The following is a 21,496-nucleotide window of genomic DNA, read 5'->3' as shown; positions in this document are numbered from 1 at the left end:
AACTCTACATCGAGGGCAAGAACGTCACCGTCCTCAATACGGATGCTGTGACGGACACAAACGGCACGCCGCTCACGGGCAGCGCAGTCACCATCCGCAGCGAGAAAGCGCCGCATATCGGCTACGATGTCGGGAATAAGATAACGAAGAACATCAAGGTGGGCAGCACCCCGACGCCGTATCAGGTCTCCGACTATGCGAGCACGGCTGCCGACCATCACAAGGCATCTGCAAAATCGCGCGGATGGTTTGTTCAGCGCCTCAACGGCGCTCCTCATGCAGACTATGACTATATGCGCGTGCACGATGTCTACGAACTGCAGCATATCGAGGCGAATCTGCGCGGCAGATATATGCTCGCCGGCGACATCAATGCGGGCGAAACAAGTGGATGGAATCACATAGGATACCACGACCCGGAGGGATTCATGCCGATTGGCGGCAATGGCAGCAGCGGTCCTCAGTTTAAAGGACGATTCGACGGCGTCGGACACAGGATAGAGCATCTTCACATCAATCGAAGGGATGCTGACGAAGACAGCTATATCGGTCTGTTTGGCAATGTCAACGGGGCGCGCGTCGAGAATCTCTCCATCGTGGACGGCTATGTGACGGGGAAGGATCATGTCGGCGGCATTGCGGGCGCTGCAGAGAGGACTCTCATTCGGAATGTCTCCTTTAGCGGCGTGGTCAGTGGATCGAGTCATTTCGGCGGCATTGTGGGGACGGCGAAGTACGGCACGATCTGCAATGCCTACAATGCAGGGAAAGTCGATGCGGGCACGTATGTCGGCGGTATTGTGGGCGCGGGGGAGCGCGTTACCCTTCAGAATGTCTGGAATGCAGGCGAGATCATAGGAGCTGGAGATGGGAGCGATGCGTTCATCGGCGGCATTGCGGGAGCCATGAAGAACAGCACCGTGCAGAACGCCCTGCATACGGGAACTGTGGCGCGAGATGGTCTGCCGGGGCAGGGTGAAGCCCAGACCGTTGGCGGCATTGTGGGACAGGCGGACGGCGGTACGGTCAGCCATGCCGTATGGAAGGCGGGAAGTGTAACGCAGGGTTGTTCGCCGACTTTTATCGCCCATGCGGTCGGCGAAGCGCAAAATGACAAAGCAGAGGATGACGTCGCAGATCGCAGTCTGGAGGATATGAAGAAGGCGGCGACATACACGGACTGGAAGGACGAGCACGGCAATGCCCTCGTTGCGACCGAGGGCGGCAAGGGCACGCCGTGGCGCATCTATGAGGGCAAGACCACGCCCATGCTCACGGCTCTGATGAAGGGTACGAAGCGACTTGAGAAGACTTACGACGGCAAAACATTCGGGGACGGGGACACGCACATCCTTTCGGATACCCCCCTTGAGAAGAATGCCGGTACATACGATGCGCGCGGCATCTACAGTGATGCGTTCGGCTATGACCTCATCGGCAGCACATACAGGATTGCGCCGCGCGTGCTGACCATGAGCGGCGTCGCGTCGCAGACGAAGACCTACGACGGCAATACGAATGCTGACGCCACGCAGTTCAGCGCGACGCTGAATAACGTCGTCACGGGCGAGGAGAGCCTTGTCACGGCGACCGCCAGAGGCGCGGCATACAACAGCAAGGATGTCGCGTCGGCAAATGCCGTGAGCTACACGCTCGCCCTGCGCGGTACGGGCGCAGGGAACTATCGTATCGCGCGCACCGTGCAGGGAGCGGGCAGTATCACGGCGAAGCAGCTGAATCTCGCACTGACGGGCGGCGCACGCTTTGACAAGACGTACGACGGGAATGCAAACGTCACGCAGACGCTCACGAAGGACAGGAACTATACGCTCACGAATTTCGTCAACGGTGAGGGCGAAGGCATCACAATCACGGGCGCGGGGACATACACGGACAAGAACGCGGGCACGGGCAAAGCCGTGACCTTTGGCGGGCTGACGCTCACGGGGGCGGGCGCGGGCAACTATTCCCTCTCTACGACCACCCTCACGACAACGGGCGACATCGCAAGGAAGACGCTGACGCTCGAAGGGACGGCGGGCACGCAGTTCACCAAGACATACGACGGCACGGCGGCCGTGACGCAGAACCTCGCGCGCGGTACGAACTATCGGCTTGCGGGCGTAGTCGAGGGCGAGGGCACGAACATTGTCGCGCTGAACGAATCCGCCGCACAGGGCACGTACGCAACCGCGAACGCACAGGCGGCGGGCGCACAGCAGAACGTCACCTTTACGAACCTCTCGCTCACGGGTTCGGGCGCGGGCAACTATACGCTTGCAGCGAACAAGACCTTTGAGAACGCGGGCAGGATCACGCCGAAGGAGCTGAATCTCGCGCTCACGAGCGGCGCACGCTTTGACAAGACGTACGATGGCACGGCGAACGTCACGCAGTCGCTCACGAAGGGGACGAACTATAGTCTCACGGGCTTCATCACGGGCGAGGGCACGGGCATCGAACTCAATGCCGTCACAGGAAAATACGCCGACAAGAATGCCGCCAGAGATAAAGCCGTGACCTTTGGCGGACTGACGCTCACGGGTACGGGCGCGGGGAACTATGTGCTGAATAGCCCCACACTCACGGGTACGGGAACGATCACGCGGCGTGCGCTGACGCTTGGCGCAGTCGCGGCGCAGAGTAAGACCTACGACGGCACGACCGCCGCAGACACATCGAAATTCCATGCGGCGCTGAACAATGCCGTTGCGGGTGACAGCGTAACAGCAACCGCCACGGGTGCGGCATACAACGACAAGAACGTCACTGCGGCAGCCACCATTGACTACACAGGTGTCGCGCTCGCAGGTGCGGATGCGGGGAACTACACGCTCGCCGCGACCGCCGCGCAGGGCGCGGGCAGCATTACGCACCGCGACCTCACGCTGACCGCCGACGCGCAGAGCATTGTGCAGGGCGAGGCGCTGCCATCCTTTACGGGACATGCGGAGGGCTTCGCGGACGGCGAGGACGAGCGCGTATTCGGTGCGGGCGGTATTTCCTTTGGCACGACGGTGACGAATACCGACACGCCGGGAAGTTACGGCATCATGGGGCGCATCGGCAGCACGAGTGACGGCGTGCTCGGCAACTACCGGATTCGACAGGCGGCGGGCAACGCGAACGCCTTCACCATCCACGCCGCAGACCTGCCGGGCGGACTCATCGCCTCGCTCGTGCAGGATGCCGCGCCGCGCTTTGATATGGGCTTTGAGCGGGAGGTCTATGTATTCGGCTTGCCGTGCCCCATCCCGACGGCAACGCTCGGCATCTATCGCTTTGCGGCGGCACGCGATATTAGCATCGAGGGCGTGCGCCTCGACTAATATGCCGTTACCCAAAGCCTCCCCTGCCGTAGCGGGGGAGGTGGCACGCGGAGCGTGACGGTAGGGGCGCCTTGGGCGCGCAAGACGAACAAAACATAGAATAGGGCTGCTGCACAAGTCCTATATGTCCGACGGAGAAAATCTGAAGCTGCACGGTTGATTTTTCGGCGCGAAAACGCTATAATGGGGAAAATAAAGTGAAGGGGCGGCACGCCGAACCTTCCGCATAGACCACCTTTTAAGAGGTCCTGTGAGGCCTTAAGGGAGTTTTCAATGAAATATACTGTGCAGTCAGTCTATCCAATTTTAGAATGTAAAGCTTTCTTATGCCTTTCTTTGGGCATGGGAAAGCTTTTTTGTTGAAAGGGGATGCACATGAGTCAGGAGTTATCACTCAAGGGACGCGATGTTCTGGCGCTCGAGGATTTTTCGGCGGAGGAGATTCGTCTGATCCTGAACACGGCGCGCGAGATGAAGAACATCGTTGGCCGTGACATCAAGAAGGTGCCGGCGCTCCGGGGAAAGGCGATCGTCACGCTGTTCTACGAGCCGAGCACGCGCACGCGCACGTCGTTCGAGCTCGCGGGGAAGTATCTCGGCGCGGATGTCGTGAATATCACGGCGAGCGCGTCGAGCATTGTCAAGGGGGAGAGTCTGCGCGATACGCTCTATACAATCGAAGCGATGGGCGTGGACGCAATCGTCATGCGGCACAAGGCGGAGGGCTCTGCCGCATACGCTGCCGATGCGGTGTCGCCCGTGATCGTCAATGCGGGGGACGGCGCGCACGCGCATCCGTCGCAGGGGCTGCTGAACCTCTATACGATCGAGGAGAACAAGGGCAAGCTCGCGGGACTGAAGGTCGCCATTCTCGGCGATGTGCTGCACAGCCGCGTGGCGCGTTCGGACATTCAGGGCATGCGCAAGATGGGCATGGACGTGCACATCGCGGGGCCGCGCCCGCTCCTGCCGCGGTTCCTCCACGAGGAGGAGGGCATTACGATCCACGACCGCATCGAGGATGCTGTTGAGGGGGCGGATGTGGTCGAGGTGCTGCGCATTCAGCTTGAGCGCATGAAGGGCGGGCTCTTCCCGTCGACACGCGAGTATGCGCGCATCTACGGGCTGAACGACGAGCGTCTTGCACTGGCAAACAAGGACGCGCTCGTGCTGCACCCGGGGCCGATGAACAAGGGCTGGGAAATCTCTGAGTCCGTCGCCTACGGTGTGCAGTCGCGCATACAGGAGGAAGTGAAAAATGGGGTCGCCATCCGCATGGCGCTCTTCACATTGATTCTGATGGGAGGGAAGGCCTGATGGGGGCATTGCTGCTGAAAGGCGGGCGGGTAATCGATCCCGCCGCAAAGCGAAATGAAATCTGTGACGTTCTCATCGAGGACGGTGTGATTCGCGCGGTCGGAACGAATCTGAGCGCCGATGGGGCGGAGATGTATGATGCGTCCGATAAGATTGTCACCCCCGGATTCATCGATATGCACACGCATTTCCGCGAGCCCGGGCAGGAGGCGAAGGAAGACTTTGCCTCCGGCTCGCGCGCGGGCGCTGCGGGCGGCTATACGACGATTGCGACGATGCCGAATACACGCCCCGTGGTGGATGATGCGGCGCTTGTCACGAGCCTCAAGAAGCGCGCGGAGGATGTCGCCGTCATCCACATCGAGATCATCGGTGCGGTGACGAAGAATCAGGAGGGCAAGGAACTCGCTGAGCTCGGCGATATGGTCGAGGCGGGTGCAGTAGCGTTCTCCGATGACGGGCATTTCGACCCGTCGGCAAAGGTGCTGCTGAGTGCATACGACTATCTCGTCCCGTTCGATAAGGCAATCATCAACCACGAGGAAGATCCCTCCCTCGTCGAGGACGGTGCGATGAACGAGGGGCACAGGAGTGCAATGCTCGGCATCAAGGGGCGTCCGATCGTGGCAGAGGATATTGCCGTCGCACGCGACATCATGCTTGCCGAGTATGCGGGCGCACATGTGCATGTCGCACATATCAGCTCGGGGCGCGCCGTGCAGCTTGTGCGCGAGGCGAAGGCGCGCGGCGTGCGCGTGACGACGGAGGTCACGCCGCATCATCTCACGATGACGGACGAATGCGTCGACCCGCGTGACAGCTCGACGAAGGTGAATCCGCCGCTGCGCACGGTAAAGGATGTCGAGGCGATGGTGGCAGGTCTGCTGGACGGCACAATCGACATGGTGGTCACGGATCACTCGCCGCACGCACCCGAGGAGAAGGATCGCGAGTACATCTACGCACCGAGCGGATTCCCGGGGCTTGAGACGGCGCTCGGCGTCCTGCTGACCGATCTCGTGCACACGGGGAAGATTCCAATGGAGACGCTGATCGAGCGCATGACCTGCGCGCCCGCACGCGTGTTCAAACTGAATGCGGGGACGCTCGCCGAGGGCGCGCCTGCAGATGTCACGGTGATTGATCCGGAGCTCATTTGGACGGTCGATCCGAAGGCGTTCTATACGCGCGGCAGGCATACGCCATTTGCTGGGCGCGAGCTCAAGGGAAGGGCTGTGCTGACTGTTGTGGATGGGCAGATTGTTATGAAGGACGGGGTCATTATCATATGAAAGGAAAACTGATTCTGGAGGACGGTTCGGTCTATACGGGCGAACTGCTCGACAGTGAGACAAGAGCGGTTGGTGAGGTTGTATTCACCACGACGATGACAGGATATCAGGAGAGTCTGACCGATCCCTCCTTCTGCGGGCAGATCCTCACGATGACCTATCCGCTCATCGGGAACTATGGTACGGCTGAGAAATTCATGCAGTCCCGCCGCTCCTTTGTGCGCGGATTTGTCATCGGAGAGCTCTGCGATGCACCAAATAATTGGCAGGCAGAGGAAAGTCTGACGGACTTTTTGCGGGAAAACAATATTCCGTGCCTTTACCACGTCGATACAAGGGCTGTAACACGTCATATCCGCTCTGCAGGTGCAATGAAGGGCGTGATTGTTCCCGAGAACATGGCAGAGTCCGAGATTGCAGCGCTGCAAGGTGAGGAACTGCCGCGCAATGTTGTGGAGATCGTAACAACGCCCGAGGTCTATACGCTTGAGACGGAGAAGCCCCACGCTCCGCATATTGTCGCAATGGATTTCGGCGTTAAACGCAGCATTTTGCAAAACATCAACCGCATTGGGGCAAAGGTGACGGTTGTGCCCGCGCATACGAGCGCCGAGGAGGTGCTTGCGCTGAACCCCGATGGCGTATTCCTCTCGAACGGCCCCGGCGATCCGACGGATGTGCCGGAGATCGTGGAGGAGGTGCGAAAACTCGCGGGGAAGAAGCCGATCTTCGGCATCTGCCTTGGGCATCAGCTGCTCGCGCTCGCGTTTGGCGCGAAGACGTACAAGATGAAGTTCGGGCATCGTGGTGGTAATCAGCCCGTGAAGAATCTGAAGATGGGTAAGGTACACATCTCCGCGCAGAACCACGGCTATGCCGTCGATCCCACATCGCTCGCGGGGACGCCGCTCGCTGTGACGCATACAAATGTCAATGACGATACGATCGAGGGGCTGCGTCACACAGGGCTGCCGATCTTCTCGGTGCAGTATCATCCCGAGGCTGCGCCGGGACCCGACGATAATATGTATCTCTTTGATGAGTTCTGGAATCTGATGAAGGGGGAGTGACGTATGCCGCGCAAGGAAAATCTAAAGAAGGTCATGGTCATCGGCTCCGGCCCCATCATCATCGGTCAGGCGGCGGAGTTTGACTACGCCGGCTCACAGGCGTGCCGCGCGCTGAAGGAGGACGGTCTGGAGGTCGTGCTCGTCAACAGCAACCCTGCGACCATCATGACGGACACGAATATCGCTGACCGCGTCTACATCGAGCCGCTGACGGTGGACTTCTTGGAGGAGATCATCTCCAAGGAGAAGCCGGACGGACTGCTTGCAACGCTCGGCGGACAGGCGGGGCTGAACCTCGCCGTCCAGCTTGCCGAGAAGGGCATTCTGGCGCAGCACGGCGTGGAGCTCCTCGGCACGTCGCTCGAGGCGATTGAGAAGGCGGAGGATCGCGAGCGCTTCAAGGAGACGATGGAAAAGCTCGGCGAGCCGATCCCCGAGAGCACGATTGTCGAGGATGTTCATGCGGCTGTTGCATTTGCAAACGAGATTGGATATCCTGTCATTGTACGCCCTGCGTATACGATGGGCGGCACGGGCGGCGGCATTGCGGAGAATGAGGAAGAGCTCATTGCAACCGTCATCAAGGGGCTGAACTACTCGATGATCGGTCAGGTGCTCATCGAGCGCAGCGTTGCCGGATGGAAGGAAATCGAGTTCGAGGTCATCCGTGACGGCAATGACAACTGCATCACTGTTTGCAGCATGGAGAACTTTGATCCTGTCGGTGTTCATACGGGAGACAGTATTGTTGTTGCTCCTGCACAGACACTCACGGATCACGAGTATCAGATGCTGCGCAGCGCGAGCCTCCGCATCATCCGCGAGCTGGGCATCGAGGGCGGCTGCAACGCGCAGTATGCACTCGATACGAAGAGCAACAGATACTATGTCATCGAGGTCAATCCGCGCGTCAGCCGCTCCTCGGCGCTCGCGTCGAAGGCGACGGGCTATCCGATTGCAAAGGTGTCCTCGAAGATTGCAATCGGCTACACGCTCGACGAGATTGTCAACTCCGTGACGAAGAAGACAAAGGCGTGCTTTGAGCCGACAATCGACTATTGCGTTGTGAAGTTCCCGCGCTGGCCGTTCGATAAATTTATCTACGCTGACCATACAATCGGCACACAAATGAAGGCAACAGGCGAGGTTATGTCCATCGACCGCAGCTTTGAGGGGGCAATCCTCAAGGCGGTGCGCTCACTCGAAATCGGCGTGAACCGCCTCTATATGGAGCGCTTTGCGGACTGGGATGACGAGCGGATCGAAAAGCAGCTCTCCGCTGTGAACGACGAGCGCATCTTCGTCATTGCCGAGGCGCTGCGTCGCGGGAAGCTCAGCGTCGATGAGATCTCGGACATCACGAAGGTGGACAAGTGGTTCATCCATAAGCTCAAACATATCACGGATGTGGAGAACGAGCTTGCCGCATCGCCGCTCACGCCGAAGCTGCTCGCAGCGGCGAAGTGGGTGGGGCTTGCCGACACCTCCATCGCCGAGCTGACGCATAAGACGCGCGATGAGATTCGCACGATGCGCCGCAGTCACAATATACTGCCGTGCTACAAGATGGTCGATACCTGCGCGGCAGAGTTCGAGGCGATGACGCCGTACTATTACTCCACGTTCCGCGGCAGTGAGGACGAGGTCGCCGTCTCCAACCGCAAAAAGGTGATCGTGCTCGGCTCAGGGCCGATCCGCATCGGGCAGGGCGTCGAGTTCGATTACTGCTCCGTGCACTCCGTGTGGGCGCTGCGCGAGATGGGGATTGAAGCAATCATCATCAACAACAATCCGGAGACAGTCAGCACGGACTTTGACATCTCCGATCGCCTCTACTTCGAGCCGCTGACGGTTGAGGATGTGCTCAACATCGTCGACAAGGAGAAGCCGGACGGCGTCATTGTCCAGTTCGGCGGGCAGACTGCGATCAACCTCGCAGCGGAACTTGAGCGCGCAGGCCTGCGCGTCTATGGCACGTCCGTCAACGACATTGACCGCTCCGAGGATCGCGAGCGCTTTGACGAGGTACTGACGCAGACGGGCATCTCGCGCCCCGAGGGGATTAGCGTGACGAATCTCGCGGATGCCGTGGCGGGGGCGGCGCGCATCGGCTACCCCGTGATGGTGCGCCCCTCGTACGTCCTCGGCGGGCGTGCAATGGAGATCGTCTACAACGAGGAGGAACTGCGCGACTATATGAGCCGCGCGGTCAAGGTGACGCCGGATCACCCCGTGCTCGTCGACCGCTATATGCAGGGCACAGAGGTCGAGGTCGACGCCATCTCGGATGGCGTGGATGTCGTTATCCCCGGCATCATGGAGCATATCGAGCGTGCGGGCATCCACTCGGGGGACAGCATTGCGGTCTATCCGCCGCAGACGCTTCCCGCGCGCGTGATCTATACCATCATCGACTACACGAAGCGGCTTGCCGTTGCTCTCCATGTGAAGGGGCTGCTCAACATCCAGTTCGTTGTTGCGCGCGATGAGGTCTTCATCATCGAGGTCAATCCGCGCTCGAGCCGCACGGTGCCGTTCCTCTCGAAGATCACGAACGTCAACATGGTCGGCGTTGCGACGCAGGTTGCCATGGGGGCGACGCTGAAGGAGCTCGGCTTCCACTCGGGGCTGATTCCACCGCGTCCCTATGTCGCCGTCAAAGCGCCCGTCTTCTCGTTTGCAAAGATGACGGATGTCGACATCTCCCTCGGCCCTGAGATGAAGTCGACGGGCGAGGTCATGGGGCTAGACTACCACTATGCGCGCGCCCTCTACAAGGCAATCGTCGGCTCGGGGCTGAACATCCCGACGAAGGGCTGTCTGCTCTTCACAGTTGCGAACAAGGATAAGGAGGAGCTCAAGCAACTTGCAAAGGCGTTCTCCGAGTTCAACTTCGACATTGTGGCGACGGAGGGCACGGCAAAGGCGATTGCCTCTCTCGGAATCGATGTCGAGGTCGTCGGCAAGGTGCATGAGCGCAGCTCGGACATCATCGAGATGATTAAGAGCGGCAAGATCAATATGGTCATCAATACGCTGACGCAGGGCAAGCACTCCGCGCGCGACGGCTTCAAGATCCGCCGCGCAACGGTGGAGCACGGCATTGCCTGTCTCACATCGCTCGATACGGCGTGGGAGGTGCTGCGCGTGCTCGAGTTCATGCGGAATCGCCGTCTCGTCTATGCGTTGGCAATACAGGACTATGTCGGCGGAGGGGATGATCTTGCCTAAGGTAATCGAAGAGGCACGCATCCTTTCGCATGAAGCCCCGATTGCAGGCGTCGACATCCTGACGCTCGATTCCCCCGTGATCGCACGAACGTCTCTACCGGGGCAGTTAGTGCAAGTCTCTGTGCCGGCAGACGGCGGATATCTGCGCCGTCCGCTCGGCATTGCAGAGGTCTCGCGTACAGATGGATGGATTCGTCTCATCTATCGGCAGGTGGGCAGCGGTACCGAGGCGTTGGCGCATGCGGAGACGGGTGCCACTGTTTCTGTACTTGGCTCTCTGGGACGCGGCTTTACGACCGAGCTGCGGCATCCGCTTCTCGTCGGCGGCGGTATGGGGCTTACGCCACTCCTCTTCTTTGCAGCGGAGCATTCGAACGTCTCCGTGCTGATGGGCGGGCGCACGAAGGAGGAGGTCTTCTGGGAGGAGATCTACCGCCCTCATGTGCGTGAATGCTTTGTCACGACAGACGACGGTTCGTATGGCACGCAGGGCTTTGTGACGACGCTCCTGCCGAAACTGCTGCAGGGTGGGGACTATGACGGCGTTGCCGTCTGCGGCCCGCCCGTGATGATGGAGCGCGTTGCCGCGATTGCGGCGGAACATGGCATTCCCTGTGAGGTCTCACTTGAAAAGCGTATGGCGTGCGGTCTCGGCGCCTGCCTCTCCTGCGCCGTGGACACGCGCAGCGGGCGGCGCAAGGTCTGCAAGGACGGCCCCGTCTTTCCTGCGGGAGAGGTGTACTATGCCTCATAATGCACAGAGCTATCCCTATGACGAACTTCTGCGTACGAATATCGCTGGGATCGACATGCGGACGCCCGTCCTCACGGCGTCGGGCACGTTCGGCTTTGGTGAGGAGTTCGCGGACTTCGTCGATCTCGCGCGCCTCGGCGGCGTCATGGTGAAGGGCACAACGCTCGCACCACGGCGCGGCAATGACGGCGTGCGCATTGCGGAGACGCCGCAGGGCATGCTGAACTGCATCGGGTTGGAAAATCCGGGCGTCGATGTCTTCCTGACGGAGATTCTGCCGCGCATTCAGCCCTATGGGATGAACGTCATCGTCAACATCTCGGGCAGCTCGGTCGAGGACTATGCGGCGCTCGCCGCACGGCTCAATGTCGCGGGTGTTGCGGCGCTCGAGATCAATATCTCCTGCCCGAATGTCAAGGAGGGCGGCATTGTCTTCGGCACCGACCCGCACGCTGCGGCGGCAGTCGTGTGTGCCGTCAAAGCTGCATCTGAGAAGCCCGTCATCGCAAAGCTCTCGCCGAATGTCACGAGCATTACGGAGATGGCGCTTGCCATCGAGGAGGCGGGCGCGGATGTGATCTCGCTCATCAACACGCTCATCGGCATGCAGATCGATATCGTGCGTCGGCGTCCCGTGCTCGGCAACCGCACGGGCGGTCTCTCGGGGCCTGCCGTGAAGCCCGTCGCCGTGCGCATGGTCTGGGATGTGGCGCACGTGGTTCACGTGCCCGTCATCGGGATGGGCGGCATTTCCTCATGGCAGGATGCCGTTGAGTTCTTCCTCGCGGGCGCGTCCGCCGTGGCGGTCGGGACGGCGAACTTTATCGACCCTGCAATTACAATGAAGATCTGCGACGGTCTGGGGCGTTATCTGCATGAGAATCAGATGTCGAGCATACGGGATCTCATTGGACAGGCATGGGAATAAACATATTTTTTCGAAAGAATTTCACGCAAAAGGGATTTTCTGTTCGTAAGGTTGGCTCTCCTCCCGTATCGCACAAGGGCTAGGGGGACTTTTGACACCTGAGCCTCACATGTGGTATAATCTTCCCGTTGGTATGAGAAACCGAGACAATCGCGTCCATCTCGATGGGCGAGGAAAGTCCGAGCTCCATAGGGCAGTGTGCTGGATAACGTCCAGCGAGGGTGACCTCAGGGACAGTGCCATAGAAATTTAGACCGCCGATCTGATCGGTAAGGGTGGAAAGGTGCGGTAAGAGCGCACCAGCAGTCGGGTGACCGGCTGGCTTGGGTAAACCCCACATGGAGCAAGACCAAATAGGGAAGGGTTAAGGCGGCTCGTCGACCTTCCGGGTAGTGTCGCTAGAGGCGTTCGGCAACGGGCGTCCCAGATAAATGATTGTCGCCGCCCGTGTGGCGGAACAGAACTCGGCTTATTGGTTTCTCACAGCCAATGCTATCGAAGACGCATTTAATGTACTCAGGTTTGTCTTGGGTATCGGTGGAAGGAAGTGTTTGCTTGCGAAAGAAAATCAAGATTCTTGCGTTATCCGCGATGCTTCTCTGCTCCGCAGCAGTTGCGAGTGCAGAGTCATTCCAGCTCGGCGATCAGGGAACTGACGTAGCCGAGATTCAGGGACAGCTGTCCAGCTTTGGTTATGACGTTGTTGCAGATGGAGATTTTGGCCCTGCAACGGCAGAGGCAGTGAAGGAATTCCAATCAGCACAGGGACTTGATGTCGACGGGATGGTAGGGCCTTCCACGTATCAGGCACTTCTTGGAAAATCCATGCCGCAGGTCAGCCGCGGTTCGAACTACATCGTTCGCCGCGTGATCTCTGACTCCATGCAGTACATTGGAGTTCCGTATTCCTTTGGCGGCACGACGCCCGCAGGATTTGACTGCTCCGGCTTTGTGCGCTACGTATTTGCCAATGCGGGCATCTATCTCCCGCGCACGGCAGACGCACAGTATGATGTCGGCTATCCTGTCTCCTCGTCGGAGATGGTGCCCGGCGATCTCGTATTCTTCTCGACGTATGAGTACGGTCCGTCGCATGTCGGCATCTATCTCGGCAACGGCAACTTTATCAATGCTTCGTCGAGCCGCGGCGTTGCGATCGACAATCTGTACGGCGGCTACTGGGGCGCGTGCTACATTGGAGCGCGACGCATCATGTGATATGCGGAATCAGGAGAGGGGCGCTGCCCCTCTTTTTTCATAGGAGAAAACAATGTCCGATCTATTTCTTTGCCTTCTTGTTTTCCTCATGCTATACTATGTTTTCGGTGATGAGCTGTTCCCGCGATGAACTTTCTACATTATTATTCCTATCGGTTGCATTATTGTATGATTTTATGTAATATGGGGAGCGTACCGCCATGGAGGATCGATGGTATTTAGCGGCGCTGCTGCAGTGCCGCCAGATCGGTAGCGTGCGTATGCGCCGTCTGTGTGCAGTTGTGCCCGAGGCGCGGGAGATCTGGGCGATGTCCGCTGCAGCCCTGCGTGCGACGGGCATTCTGTCCGATGCACTGGCAGATGATCTGGCACGTCATATGCAGGCGCATCCCGATCTGCCGGAGCGGATTGCGGCGGACTGCGCACGCACGGACGTGTCCATCATCAGCATTGATGACGAACTCTATCCCGTTGTGCTGCGCGAGATCTTCGATCCGCCGCTCGTCCTCTACTATCGTGGTACGCTCGTACCGGATGCGCGTCGGATTGGCATGGTCGGCGCACGCAAATTCACCGCCTATGGTGAGGCGGCAGCGATGGAGTTTGCCGAGAGGCTTGCGGCGGCGGGTGTGACTGTCGTGAGCGGAGCAGCGCGCGGCATTGATACACGTGCGCATCGCGGGGCACTGCGCGGCGGCAGGACGGTCGCGGTGCTCGGCTGCGGCGTGGATATTGCGTACCCGCCGGAGAACCGCCGTCTGCTCGCGCAGATCATCGAGACGGGAGGCGCAGTGATCTCCGAGTATGCACCGGGGACGCAGCCGCTGCCCGCCTTTTTCCCTGCGCGCAACCGCATCATCAGCGGGCTGTCCGAGGGGGCGCTCGTCGTCGAGGCAGCAAAGCGCAGCGGATCGCTCATCACGGCGGAGATGGCGCTGAGCGAGGGGCGGGACGTGTATGCGATTCCGGGCAGCATATACTCGCCGCAGAGCAGCGGATGTCACAATCTCATCCGCGCGGGTGCGCGCCTCGTGGAGTCACCGCAGGAGATCCTTGAGGAAATGCACCTCGCAGAACCGCCGCGCCGCCCCGCACGCGATCAACTGACACCGGAGGAAGCTCGCATCTATCAGGTACTGTCCTTCGAGCACGCACTCACGATGGATGAGATCGTGGACAGTATGCCGGAGCATGTTACGGCAAATATTCCGCTGCTCCTGCTCCAAATGCAGCTGAAGGGAATTATTACAGAGAATGAAATGCACGCCTATCGGCGCGTTGAAAGGAACTGACGGATTGGCTACGCTGACATCTGCATCGAAAACGAAAACATCCAAATCGAAAGGCGCAAAAACTACAAAAAACACGAGTGCGTCGGGGAAGAAATCATCCAAAAAAATCCTTGTGATCGTCGAGTCTCCCGCGAAGGCAAAGACCATCGAGCGTCACCTTGGGAAGAACTACATCGTGAGAGCGTCGATGGGGCATCTGCGCGATCTGCCGAAGAGCCAGTTCGGCATTGATGTCGAGAATGAATTTGCACCGAAGTACATCAATGTGCGCGGCAAGGGTGAGCTCATCCGTGCGCTCAAAAAAGAGGCGAAGAACGCGGACAAGATCTATCTCGCAAGCGATCCTGACCGCGAGGGCGAGGCAATCGCGTGGCATCTGGCGTTCATCCTCGGCGTAGACCCCGAGAAGGACTGCCGCATCGTGTTCCACGAGATCACAAAGCCCGCGATCGAGGAGGCGGTGCAGCATCCTCGCCCGATTCACATGGAGCAGGTGGATGCGCAGCAGGCGCGCCGTATGCTCGACCGCATTGTCGGCTATAAGCTCTCGCCGCTGCTCTGGCGCAAGGTACGCAAGGGACTGTCTGCCGGGCGCGTGCAGTCCGTGACCGTGCGTCTCATCTGTGATCGGGAGCGCGAGATCGAGGCGTTCCAGTCCGAGGAGTATTGGACGGTCGAGGCAAAGCTGAAAAAGGGGAAGAATGCCTTTTCGGCGGATGTCACGCATGTGCGTGGAAAGAAGCTCGCGCTGCACAGCGAGGCGGAGACGAAGGCGCTGACGGACGATCTCGCACGGCAGGATTTTGCCGTGAAGGAGGTCAAGCGCAGCGAGCGCCGCAAGAAGGCGGCGCCGCCCTTTACGACGAGCTCCCTGCAGCAGGATGCCGCGCGCAAGCTCGGCTTTACCTCGGGGCGCACGATGATGATTGCCCAGCAGCTCTACGAGGGCGTTGTACTCGGCAGACAGGGCGCAACGGGTCTCATCACGTACATGAGAACGGATTCGACGCGTATCTCGAACCTCGCTGTGGATGAGGCGCGTAGCTATCTCAGTGAGACATACGGGAGGGCCTATGTTCCCCCGCGTCCGAATATCTATGCGATGGGCAAAAAGGCGCAAGATGCGCATGAGGGCATCCGCCCGACGAGCATCGTGCGTACGCCGGCGGATGTCGAACCGTATCTGAACCGCGACCAGCTGCGCCTCTACACGCTCATCTGGCAGCGCTTTGCCGCGAGTCAGATGTCCGCCGCCGTCTACGATACGATTGCAGCGCAGATTGCGGCGGGGGACTACCAGCTGCGCGCACATGGCTCGAAGCTGAAGTTCAAGGGCTATACCGCCGTCTATGTGGGCGCGGAAATTGCAAAGAAGGAAAAGGATACACTGCTGCCGGAGCTTGAGGCGGGCGATGCACTTGCGCTCTCCGATCTGAAACCCGAGCAGCATTTCACCGAGCCGCCGCCGCGCTACAACGACGCGTCGATTGTCAAGACGCTCGAGGAGATGGGGATTGGGCGTCCGAGCACCTATGCGCCGATCATCGAGACGATTCAGAAGCGCGGCTATGTTGAGCGTCGCGAGAAGCAGTTCCGCCCGACAGAGCTCGGTTTCATCGTCACCGATATGCTCGAGGAATACTTCAAGGACATTGTGGACGTGAAGTTCACGGCGAATCTCGAGGGAGAGCTGGACGAGGTTGCGGACGGCACCCTCGACAAGAACGATCTGCTCCGCAAATTCTACGATCCGTTCGACGAAACGCTGAAGCAGGCGGAGGATGTCATCGGTGAGGTCGAGATTCCCGACGAGGTCACGGACATTCCCTGCGACAAATGCGGCCGCATGATGGTGGTCAAGCAGGGGCGCTTCGGCAAGTTCCTTGCCTGTCCTGGCTTTCCGGACTGCCGCAATGCCAAGCCGCTGCTGCGCGATACGGGGGTTGCGTGTCCGAAATGCGGCGGTAAGATCGTCGAGCGCAAGAGTCGGCGCGGGCGTGCGTTCTTCGGCTGCGATCATTATCCGGACTGTGACTATACAACGTGGGACGAACCGCAGCAGGAGAAATGCAAGGTCTGCGGCTCGTTCATGCAGAAGCATCGCTACCGCACGGGGCGCAGCATTCTCTATTGCAGCAACGAGGCGTGCAGTTCGCGGGTTGGCAGCCCGATCGAGAAGGACCTCGCACACCAGAAGGAGCGCGCGGCGGCTCAGGCAGCGAAGGCGGATGGCGCACCCAAGGCAGAGGCGAAGGGCAAGGCGGTGAAGAAGACGGCTGTGCGCCGCAAGGGAACGCGCGCATGAAGAAGATCATCGTCATCGGTGCCGGGCTCGCGGGAAGCGAGGCAGCATGGCAGGCAGCGGAGGCGGGCGCACGGGTCGAACTCTATGAAATGCGCCCGCTGCGCAGATCGCCCGCACACAAGACGGATGGCTTTGCCGAGCTCGTCTGCAGCAATTCCCTGCGCGGCGTAGGACTCGAAAACGCCGTCGGCGTCCTCAAGGAGGAGATGCGCCGCCTACACGCGCTCATCATGGAGGCGGCGGATGCAACCGCCGTTCCTGCCGGCGGGGCGCTCGCGGTCGACCGCACGGCATTCAGCGACTATGTTACGCGGCGCATTGAAGCGCATCCGAACATCAGCGTGCGTCATGAGGAGATCACGGAGCTTCCCTCAACTGATGAGGCGATTATTGTCTGTGCCTCGGGGCCGCTCACGGACGGCGCACTCGCTGATCAGATCCGTGCGCTGCTCGGCGACGATGCACTCTATTTCTACGATGCCGCTGCTCCGCTCGTCAGCTTTGCGAGCATTGATATGACGGCGGCGTATCGTGCCTCCCGCTATGGGAAAGGGGAGGCGGCATACATCAACTGCCCGATGGATGAGGCGCAGTACGATGCGTTCTGGACGGCGCTGACGACAGCAGAGACGGCAAAGGCGCATGATTTTGAAAAGGAAATATTCTTCGAGGGATGCATGCCCGTTGAGGTCATGGCAGCGCGCGGCAAGGACACTCTCCTCTACGGACCACTCAAGCCTGTCGGGCTCGAGCATCCCGAGACGGGCATGCGTCCTCATGCTGTGGTGCAGCTGCGTCAGGACAATGCGGAGGGGACGATCTACAACATCGTCGGATTTCAGACGCGGCTCAAATGGCCGGAGCAGCGGCGTGTCTTTCAGATGATCCCGGGGCTGACGAATGCCGAGTTTCTGCGCTACGGCGTGATGCACCGCAACAGCTTTATTAACGCACCGCGCCATCTGTGCCCGACCTTTCAGCTCCGCATCAATGAACGCCTTTTCTTTGCGGGGCAGATGACGGGCGTGGAGGGTTATGTCGAGTCCGCAGCCTCGGGGCTTACGGCGGGGGTCAATGCCGCGCGCCTTGCGGCAGATAAGGATCCTCTTGTCTTTCCGCAGAAAACCTGTCACGGCGCGCTTGCACACTACATCACAACCTGCGATCCCGATCACTTTCAGCCGATGAACATCAACTTCGGGCTGCTTCCGCGCCTCGAGAATCTGCCGCGGCGCACGCGCAAGCCTCAGAAAAAACTTATGCTTGCAGAACGTGCCTTAGAGGAACTCACAAAGTTTCATGCGGAGCATATGAAAGGACTATACAGAGTATGACATTTCATGCAACAACCATTGTCGCCGTCAAGAAGGACAATAAGGTTGCCATTGCGGGCGACGGTCAGGTCACCTTCGGCGAGCGCGCCATCATGAAGGCGAATGCACGCAAGGTGCGCCGCCTCTATCACGGAAAGATTCTCGCGGGATTTGCAGGCTCGGTCGCAGATGCATTCACCCTGTTCGAGAAGTTCGAGGTCAAGCTCGAATCCTACAGCGGCAACCTGCAGCGCGCCGCCGTGGAGCTTGCGAAGGACTGGCGCACGGACAAGGTGCTGCGCAAGCTCGAAGCGCTGCTGCTCGTGGCGGATAAGGACAGCATTCTCATGATCTCCGGCAATGGAGAAGTCATAGAGCCGGATGGGGATTGCACGGCAATCGGCTCGGGCGGCTTTTTTGCACTCGCTGCCGCGCGTGCCCTCGTTGCGCACAGTACGATGGACGCACCCGCGATTGCGCAGGAATCGCTGTCGATTGCGGCGGATATCTGCGTCTATACAAATCATAATATTACGGTGGAGGTACTGGAATCATGAGTCAGATCGGGGTCAACGAACAGACGCCGCGCGAGATCGTTGCCGAGCTCGACAAATACATCGTCGGCCAGCACGAGGCAAAGCGCTCCGTCGCCATCGCACTCCGCAACCGCTGGCGCAGTCGGCAACTGGATGATGATATGCGCGAGGATGTCGTGCCGAAGAACATCCTGATGATCGGCTCGACCGGCGTCGGCAAGACCGAGATTGCACGCCGTCTCGCACGCCTTGTGCGTGCCCCGTTCCTCAAGGTCGAGGCGACGAAGTTCACGGAGGTCGGCTATGTGGGGCGCGATGTCGAGTCCATTGTGCGCGATCTCGTGGAGACCTCCGTGCGCATGGTGCGCCAGCAGAAGATCGACGAGGTGCAGGAAAAGGCGAAGGAGAACGCCGAGGAGCGTCTGATCGACGTATTCGTTCCGCCTGCAAAGAAATCGAGCAATCCGCTCAGCAGTCTTTTTTCATCCGAGCAGGAGGAAAAACAAGAGGAGGAAGAGCCGCCGAAGTATCAGGCGGGGCGCGAGTGGGTGCGCAAGCGCCTGCGCAAAGGAGAGCTCGAAAGCGACATCATCGAGATCGAGGTAGAGGAATCCGCACGCCCTGCCGGCAATATGTTCGCAGGGTCGTCCCTTGAGGGGATGAGCGACAATCTTCAATCCATGATCGGAAAACTCGTTCCGAAGAACCGTCGCAAGCGCAAGGTCACAGTTGCGCAGGCGCGCAAGCTCTTCGCTGCGGAGGAGGCAGACAAGCTCGTCGATATGGACGTCGTCGCCGAGGAGGCGGTGCACGCCGCCGAGTACAGCGGCATTGTCTTCCTCGATGAGATCGACAAGGTGGCAGTCAGCAATGGGCGCAGCGCGGGCGCGGACATCTCGCGCGAGGGCGTGCAGCGCGACATCCTGCCCATTGTCGAGGGCTCCACGGTCATGACGAAGTATGGTCCTGTCAAGACAGATCACATCCTCTTCATTGCGGCGGGGGCATTCCACACGGCAAAGCCCTCCGATCTCATCCCCGAGCTGCAGGGGCGCTTCCCAATTCGCGTCGAGCTCAAATCGCTCGTCAAGGAGGACTTTGAGCGCATCCTCACGGAGCCGAAGAACGCGCTCATCAAGCAGTATCGCGCATTGCTCGGCGTTGAGGGCGTATCCCTAACCTTTCAGGAGGATGCCATCGGACGCATTGCGGAGCTGGCGGAGACGGTCAACGAGCAGACGGAGGACATCGGGGCACGACGCCTCTATACTCTCCTTGAAAAGCTCCTCGAGAACCTGTCCTTTGAGGCACCCAATCTTACGGAAAAGGATGTTGTCATCGATACCGCCTATGTGGATCGCTGCCTTGCCGACATCGCGGGCGATCACGACGTATCGCGTTTTATTCTGTAATACGATTTCGATGCATAAGAACGGTTTGGAATCTTTCCAAGCCGTTTTTTCTATTGCCTAAGTTTGCATTTTATGAGATAATCTATCGTGACAGAATCTGCGCGCGGGAGGTGAAGATGCGATGGATGGGCAGGGCGGTCTCTTTGAGCATGCCGCATACCAGCCGCTGGCCGAGCGCATGCGTCCGCAGACGCTCGAGGACTTTGTCGGACAGGAACACCTTCTCGGCAAGGGGAAAATGCTGCGGCGTCTCATCGAGAGCGACCACATTGCCTCCATGATCTTCTGGGGGCCGCCCGGCGTTGGCAAGACGACGCTTGCCCGCATCATCGCCGCTCGGACGCAGGCGAAATTCATCAACTTCTCTGCCGTGACGAGCGGTATCAAGGACATCCGCACGGTCATGCAGGAGGCGGATCGCCGCCGCATCTACGGGGAGCGTATCATCGTCTTTGTCGATGAGATTCACCGCTTCAACAAGGCACAACAGGATGCATTTCTCCCGTTTGTGGAGAAGGGGAGCATCGTCCTGATAGGGGCGACAACAGAGAATCCCTCGTTCGAGATAAACAGTGCTCTCCTGTCGCGCTGCCGCGTCTTTGTCCTGCAAGGTCTGACGACGGATGACATCGCACGCCTCCTCCGTCATGCGCTCTCCGCGGAGCGCGGGCTGCGCGATCTGCACGTCCATCTATCCGAGGAAGGTCTCGCGGCTGTTGCTGCCTTTGCAAACGGCGATGCACGGAGTGCGCTCTCGACGCTTGAGATGCTCGTGATGAATGCGGATGAGCGGGACGGCGAGATCTATGTGACCGAGGAGAACCTCGCACAGTGCATTTCGCGGAAATCCCTCCTCTACGATAAGAGCGGGGAGGAGCATTACAACCTTATCTCCGCCCTGCACAAGTCCATGCGCAACTCCGATCCGGATGCAGCCGTCTACTGGCTCGCGCGCATGCTCGAGGCGGGGGAGGATCCGCTCTACGTCGCACGGCGCGTGACGCGCTTTGCCGCAGAGGACGTGGGGCTTGCCGATCCACGCGCACTCGAGATCGCTGTTGCAGCCTATCAGGCGTGCCACTACATCGGTTTTCCCGAGTGCAACGTCCATCTGACGGAGGCTGTTATCTACCTCTCGCTCGCGCCGAAATCGAACGCGATGGAGACGGCGTATCTCGCCGCCGCCGCAGACGCGCGTACAATGCTCGCAGAGCCTGTACCGCTCGTGATTCGGAATGCGCCGACCAAGCTCATGAAGGAGCTCGACTATGGCAAGGGCTATCAGTACGCACATGACACTGAGGAGCATATTACGAATATGCAGTGTCTGCCGGATGCGCTCGTCGGAAAGGCCTACTATCATCCGACGGAGCAGGGGATGGAGGGGCGCTTTCGCGAGCGGTTGGATTGGATCAAAAACTGGAAGAAAAATCATCCACCAAGAAACAAATCGGATAAATAAATAAAAATAGCCAAAAATATGTAATAAATAATAATAA

At 59.4% G+C, this 21,496-nt stretch carries 14 protein-coding genes and 1 other RNA gene; all 15 read left to right on the top strand.

Annotated features, from left to right (window positions below):
- The coding region (locus HMPREF9163_RS03455; protein ID WP_009440268.1) for a YDG domain-containing protein at nucleotides 1–3,329 on the top strand (3,329 nt) is incomplete at its 5' end.
- A 369-nt stretch (nucleotides 3,330–3,698) separates the two neighbouring features.
- Nucleotides 3,699–4,646, top strand: coding sequence for an aspartate carbamoyltransferase catalytic subunit (locus tag HMPREF9163_RS03450; RefSeq protein ID WP_009440267.1), 948 nt, complete (start codon nucleotides 3,699–3,701; stop codon nucleotides 4,644–4,646).
- Complete coding sequence (locus tag HMPREF9163_RS03445; protein ID WP_009440266.1) at nucleotides 4,646–5,938, top strand: dihydroorotase; 1,293 nt, start codon at nucleotides 4,646–4,648, stop codon at nucleotides 5,936–5,938. Before HMPREF9163_RS03450 ends, HMPREF9163_RS03445 begins: the two co-directional genes overlap by 1 nt.
- Nucleotides 5,935–7,008 (top strand): glutamine-hydrolyzing carbamoyl-phosphate synthase small subunit, encoded by a 1,074-nt coding sequence (gene carA, locus HMPREF9163_RS03440; RefSeq protein WP_009440265.1) that lies wholly within the window; start codon nucleotides 5,935–5,937, stop codon nucleotides 7,006–7,008. The genes HMPREF9163_RS03445 and carA overlap by 4 nt, the downstream gene beginning before the upstream one ends.
- Before the next feature lie 3 nt (nucleotides 7,009–7,011).
- The gene (gene carB, locus HMPREF9163_RS03435) at nucleotides 7,012–10,239 is read left to right on the top strand and encodes a carbamoyl-phosphate synthase large subunit (RefSeq protein ID WP_009440264.1); all 3,228 of its coding nucleotides are present in this window, start codon (nucleotides 7,012–7,014) and stop codon (nucleotides 10,237–10,239) included.
- Nucleotides 10,211–10,993: a dihydroorotate dehydrogenase electron transfer subunit gene (locus HMPREF9163_RS03430; protein ID WP_009440263.1), complete on the top strand. Its 783-nt coding sequence runs from the start codon at nucleotides 10,211–10,213 to the stop codon at nucleotides 10,991–10,993. Before carB ends, HMPREF9163_RS03430 begins: the two co-directional genes overlap by 29 nt.
- Entirely contained in the window at nucleotides 10,983–11,921 is a 939-nt protein-coding gene (locus tag HMPREF9163_RS03425; RefSeq protein ID WP_009440262.1) for a dihydroorotate dehydrogenase, read from the top strand. Before HMPREF9163_RS03430 ends, HMPREF9163_RS03425 begins: the two co-directional genes overlap by 11 nt.
- Before the next feature lie 134 nt (nucleotides 11,922–12,055).
- An RNA gene (rnpB, locus tag HMPREF9163_RS11460) (RNase P RNA component class A) lies at nucleotides 12,056–12,408 on the top strand.
- 68 nt (nucleotides 12,409–12,476) lie between these two features.
- Nucleotides 12,477–13,139 carry a C40 family peptidase gene (locus HMPREF9163_RS03420; protein WP_037345840.1) on the top strand — a complete coding sequence of 221 codons (663 nt, stop codon included), beginning with the start codon at nucleotides 12,477–12,479 and terminating at the stop codon, nucleotides 13,137–13,139.
- Nucleotides 13,140–13,339: 200 nt separating this feature from the next.
- Nucleotides 13,340–14,431, top strand: coding sequence for a DNA-processing protein DprA (gene dprA / locus HMPREF9163_RS03415; protein ID WP_009440259.1), 1,092 nt, complete (start codon nucleotides 13,340–13,342; stop codon nucleotides 14,429–14,431).
- The gene (gene topA, locus HMPREF9163_RS03410) at nucleotides 14,394–16,736 is read left to right on the top strand and encodes a type I DNA topoisomerase (protein ID WP_009440258.1); all 2,343 of its coding nucleotides are present in this window, start codon (nucleotides 14,394–14,396) and stop codon (nucleotides 16,734–16,736) included. The genes dprA and topA overlap by 38 nt, the downstream gene beginning before the upstream one ends.
- Nucleotides 16,733–18,070: a methylenetetrahydrofolate--tRNA-(uracil(54)-C(5))-methyltransferase (FADH(2)-oxidizing) TrmFO gene (gene trmFO, locus HMPREF9163_RS03405; RefSeq protein WP_009440257.1), complete on the top strand. Its 1,338-nt coding sequence runs from the start codon at nucleotides 16,733–16,735 to the stop codon at nucleotides 18,068–18,070. The genes topA and trmFO overlap by 4 nt, the downstream gene beginning before the upstream one ends.
- The gene (gene hslV, locus HMPREF9163_RS03400; RefSeq protein WP_009440256.1) at nucleotides 18,067–18,606 is read left to right on the top strand and encodes an ATP-dependent protease subunit HslV; all 540 of its coding nucleotides are present in this window, start codon (nucleotides 18,067–18,069) and stop codon (nucleotides 18,604–18,606) included. Before trmFO ends, hslV begins: the two co-directional genes overlap by 4 nt.
- Entirely contained in the window at nucleotides 18,603–19,997 is a 1,395-nt protein-coding gene (gene hslU, locus HMPREF9163_RS03395) for an ATP-dependent protease ATPase subunit HslU (protein ID WP_009440255.1), read from the top strand. The genes hslV and hslU overlap by 4 nt, the downstream gene beginning before the upstream one ends.
- 121 nt (nucleotides 19,998–20,118) lie before the next feature.
- The gene (locus tag HMPREF9163_RS03390; RefSeq protein WP_009440254.1) at nucleotides 20,119–21,459 is read left to right on the top strand and encodes a replication-associated recombination protein A; all 1,341 of its coding nucleotides are present in this window, start codon (nucleotides 20,119–20,121) and stop codon (nucleotides 21,457–21,459) included.
- The last annotated feature ends 37 nt before the right edge of the window (nucleotides 21,460–21,496 follow it).

This window comes from Selenomonas sp. oral taxon 138 str. F0429, assembly GCF_000318175.2.
Classification (GTDB): domain Bacteria; phylum Bacillota; class Negativicutes; order Selenomonadales; family Selenomonadaceae; genus Centipeda; species Centipeda timonae.
The sequence above is the reverse complement of the archived record's forward strand: the minus strand, read 5'-3'. Positions and strand labels throughout refer to the sequence as shown.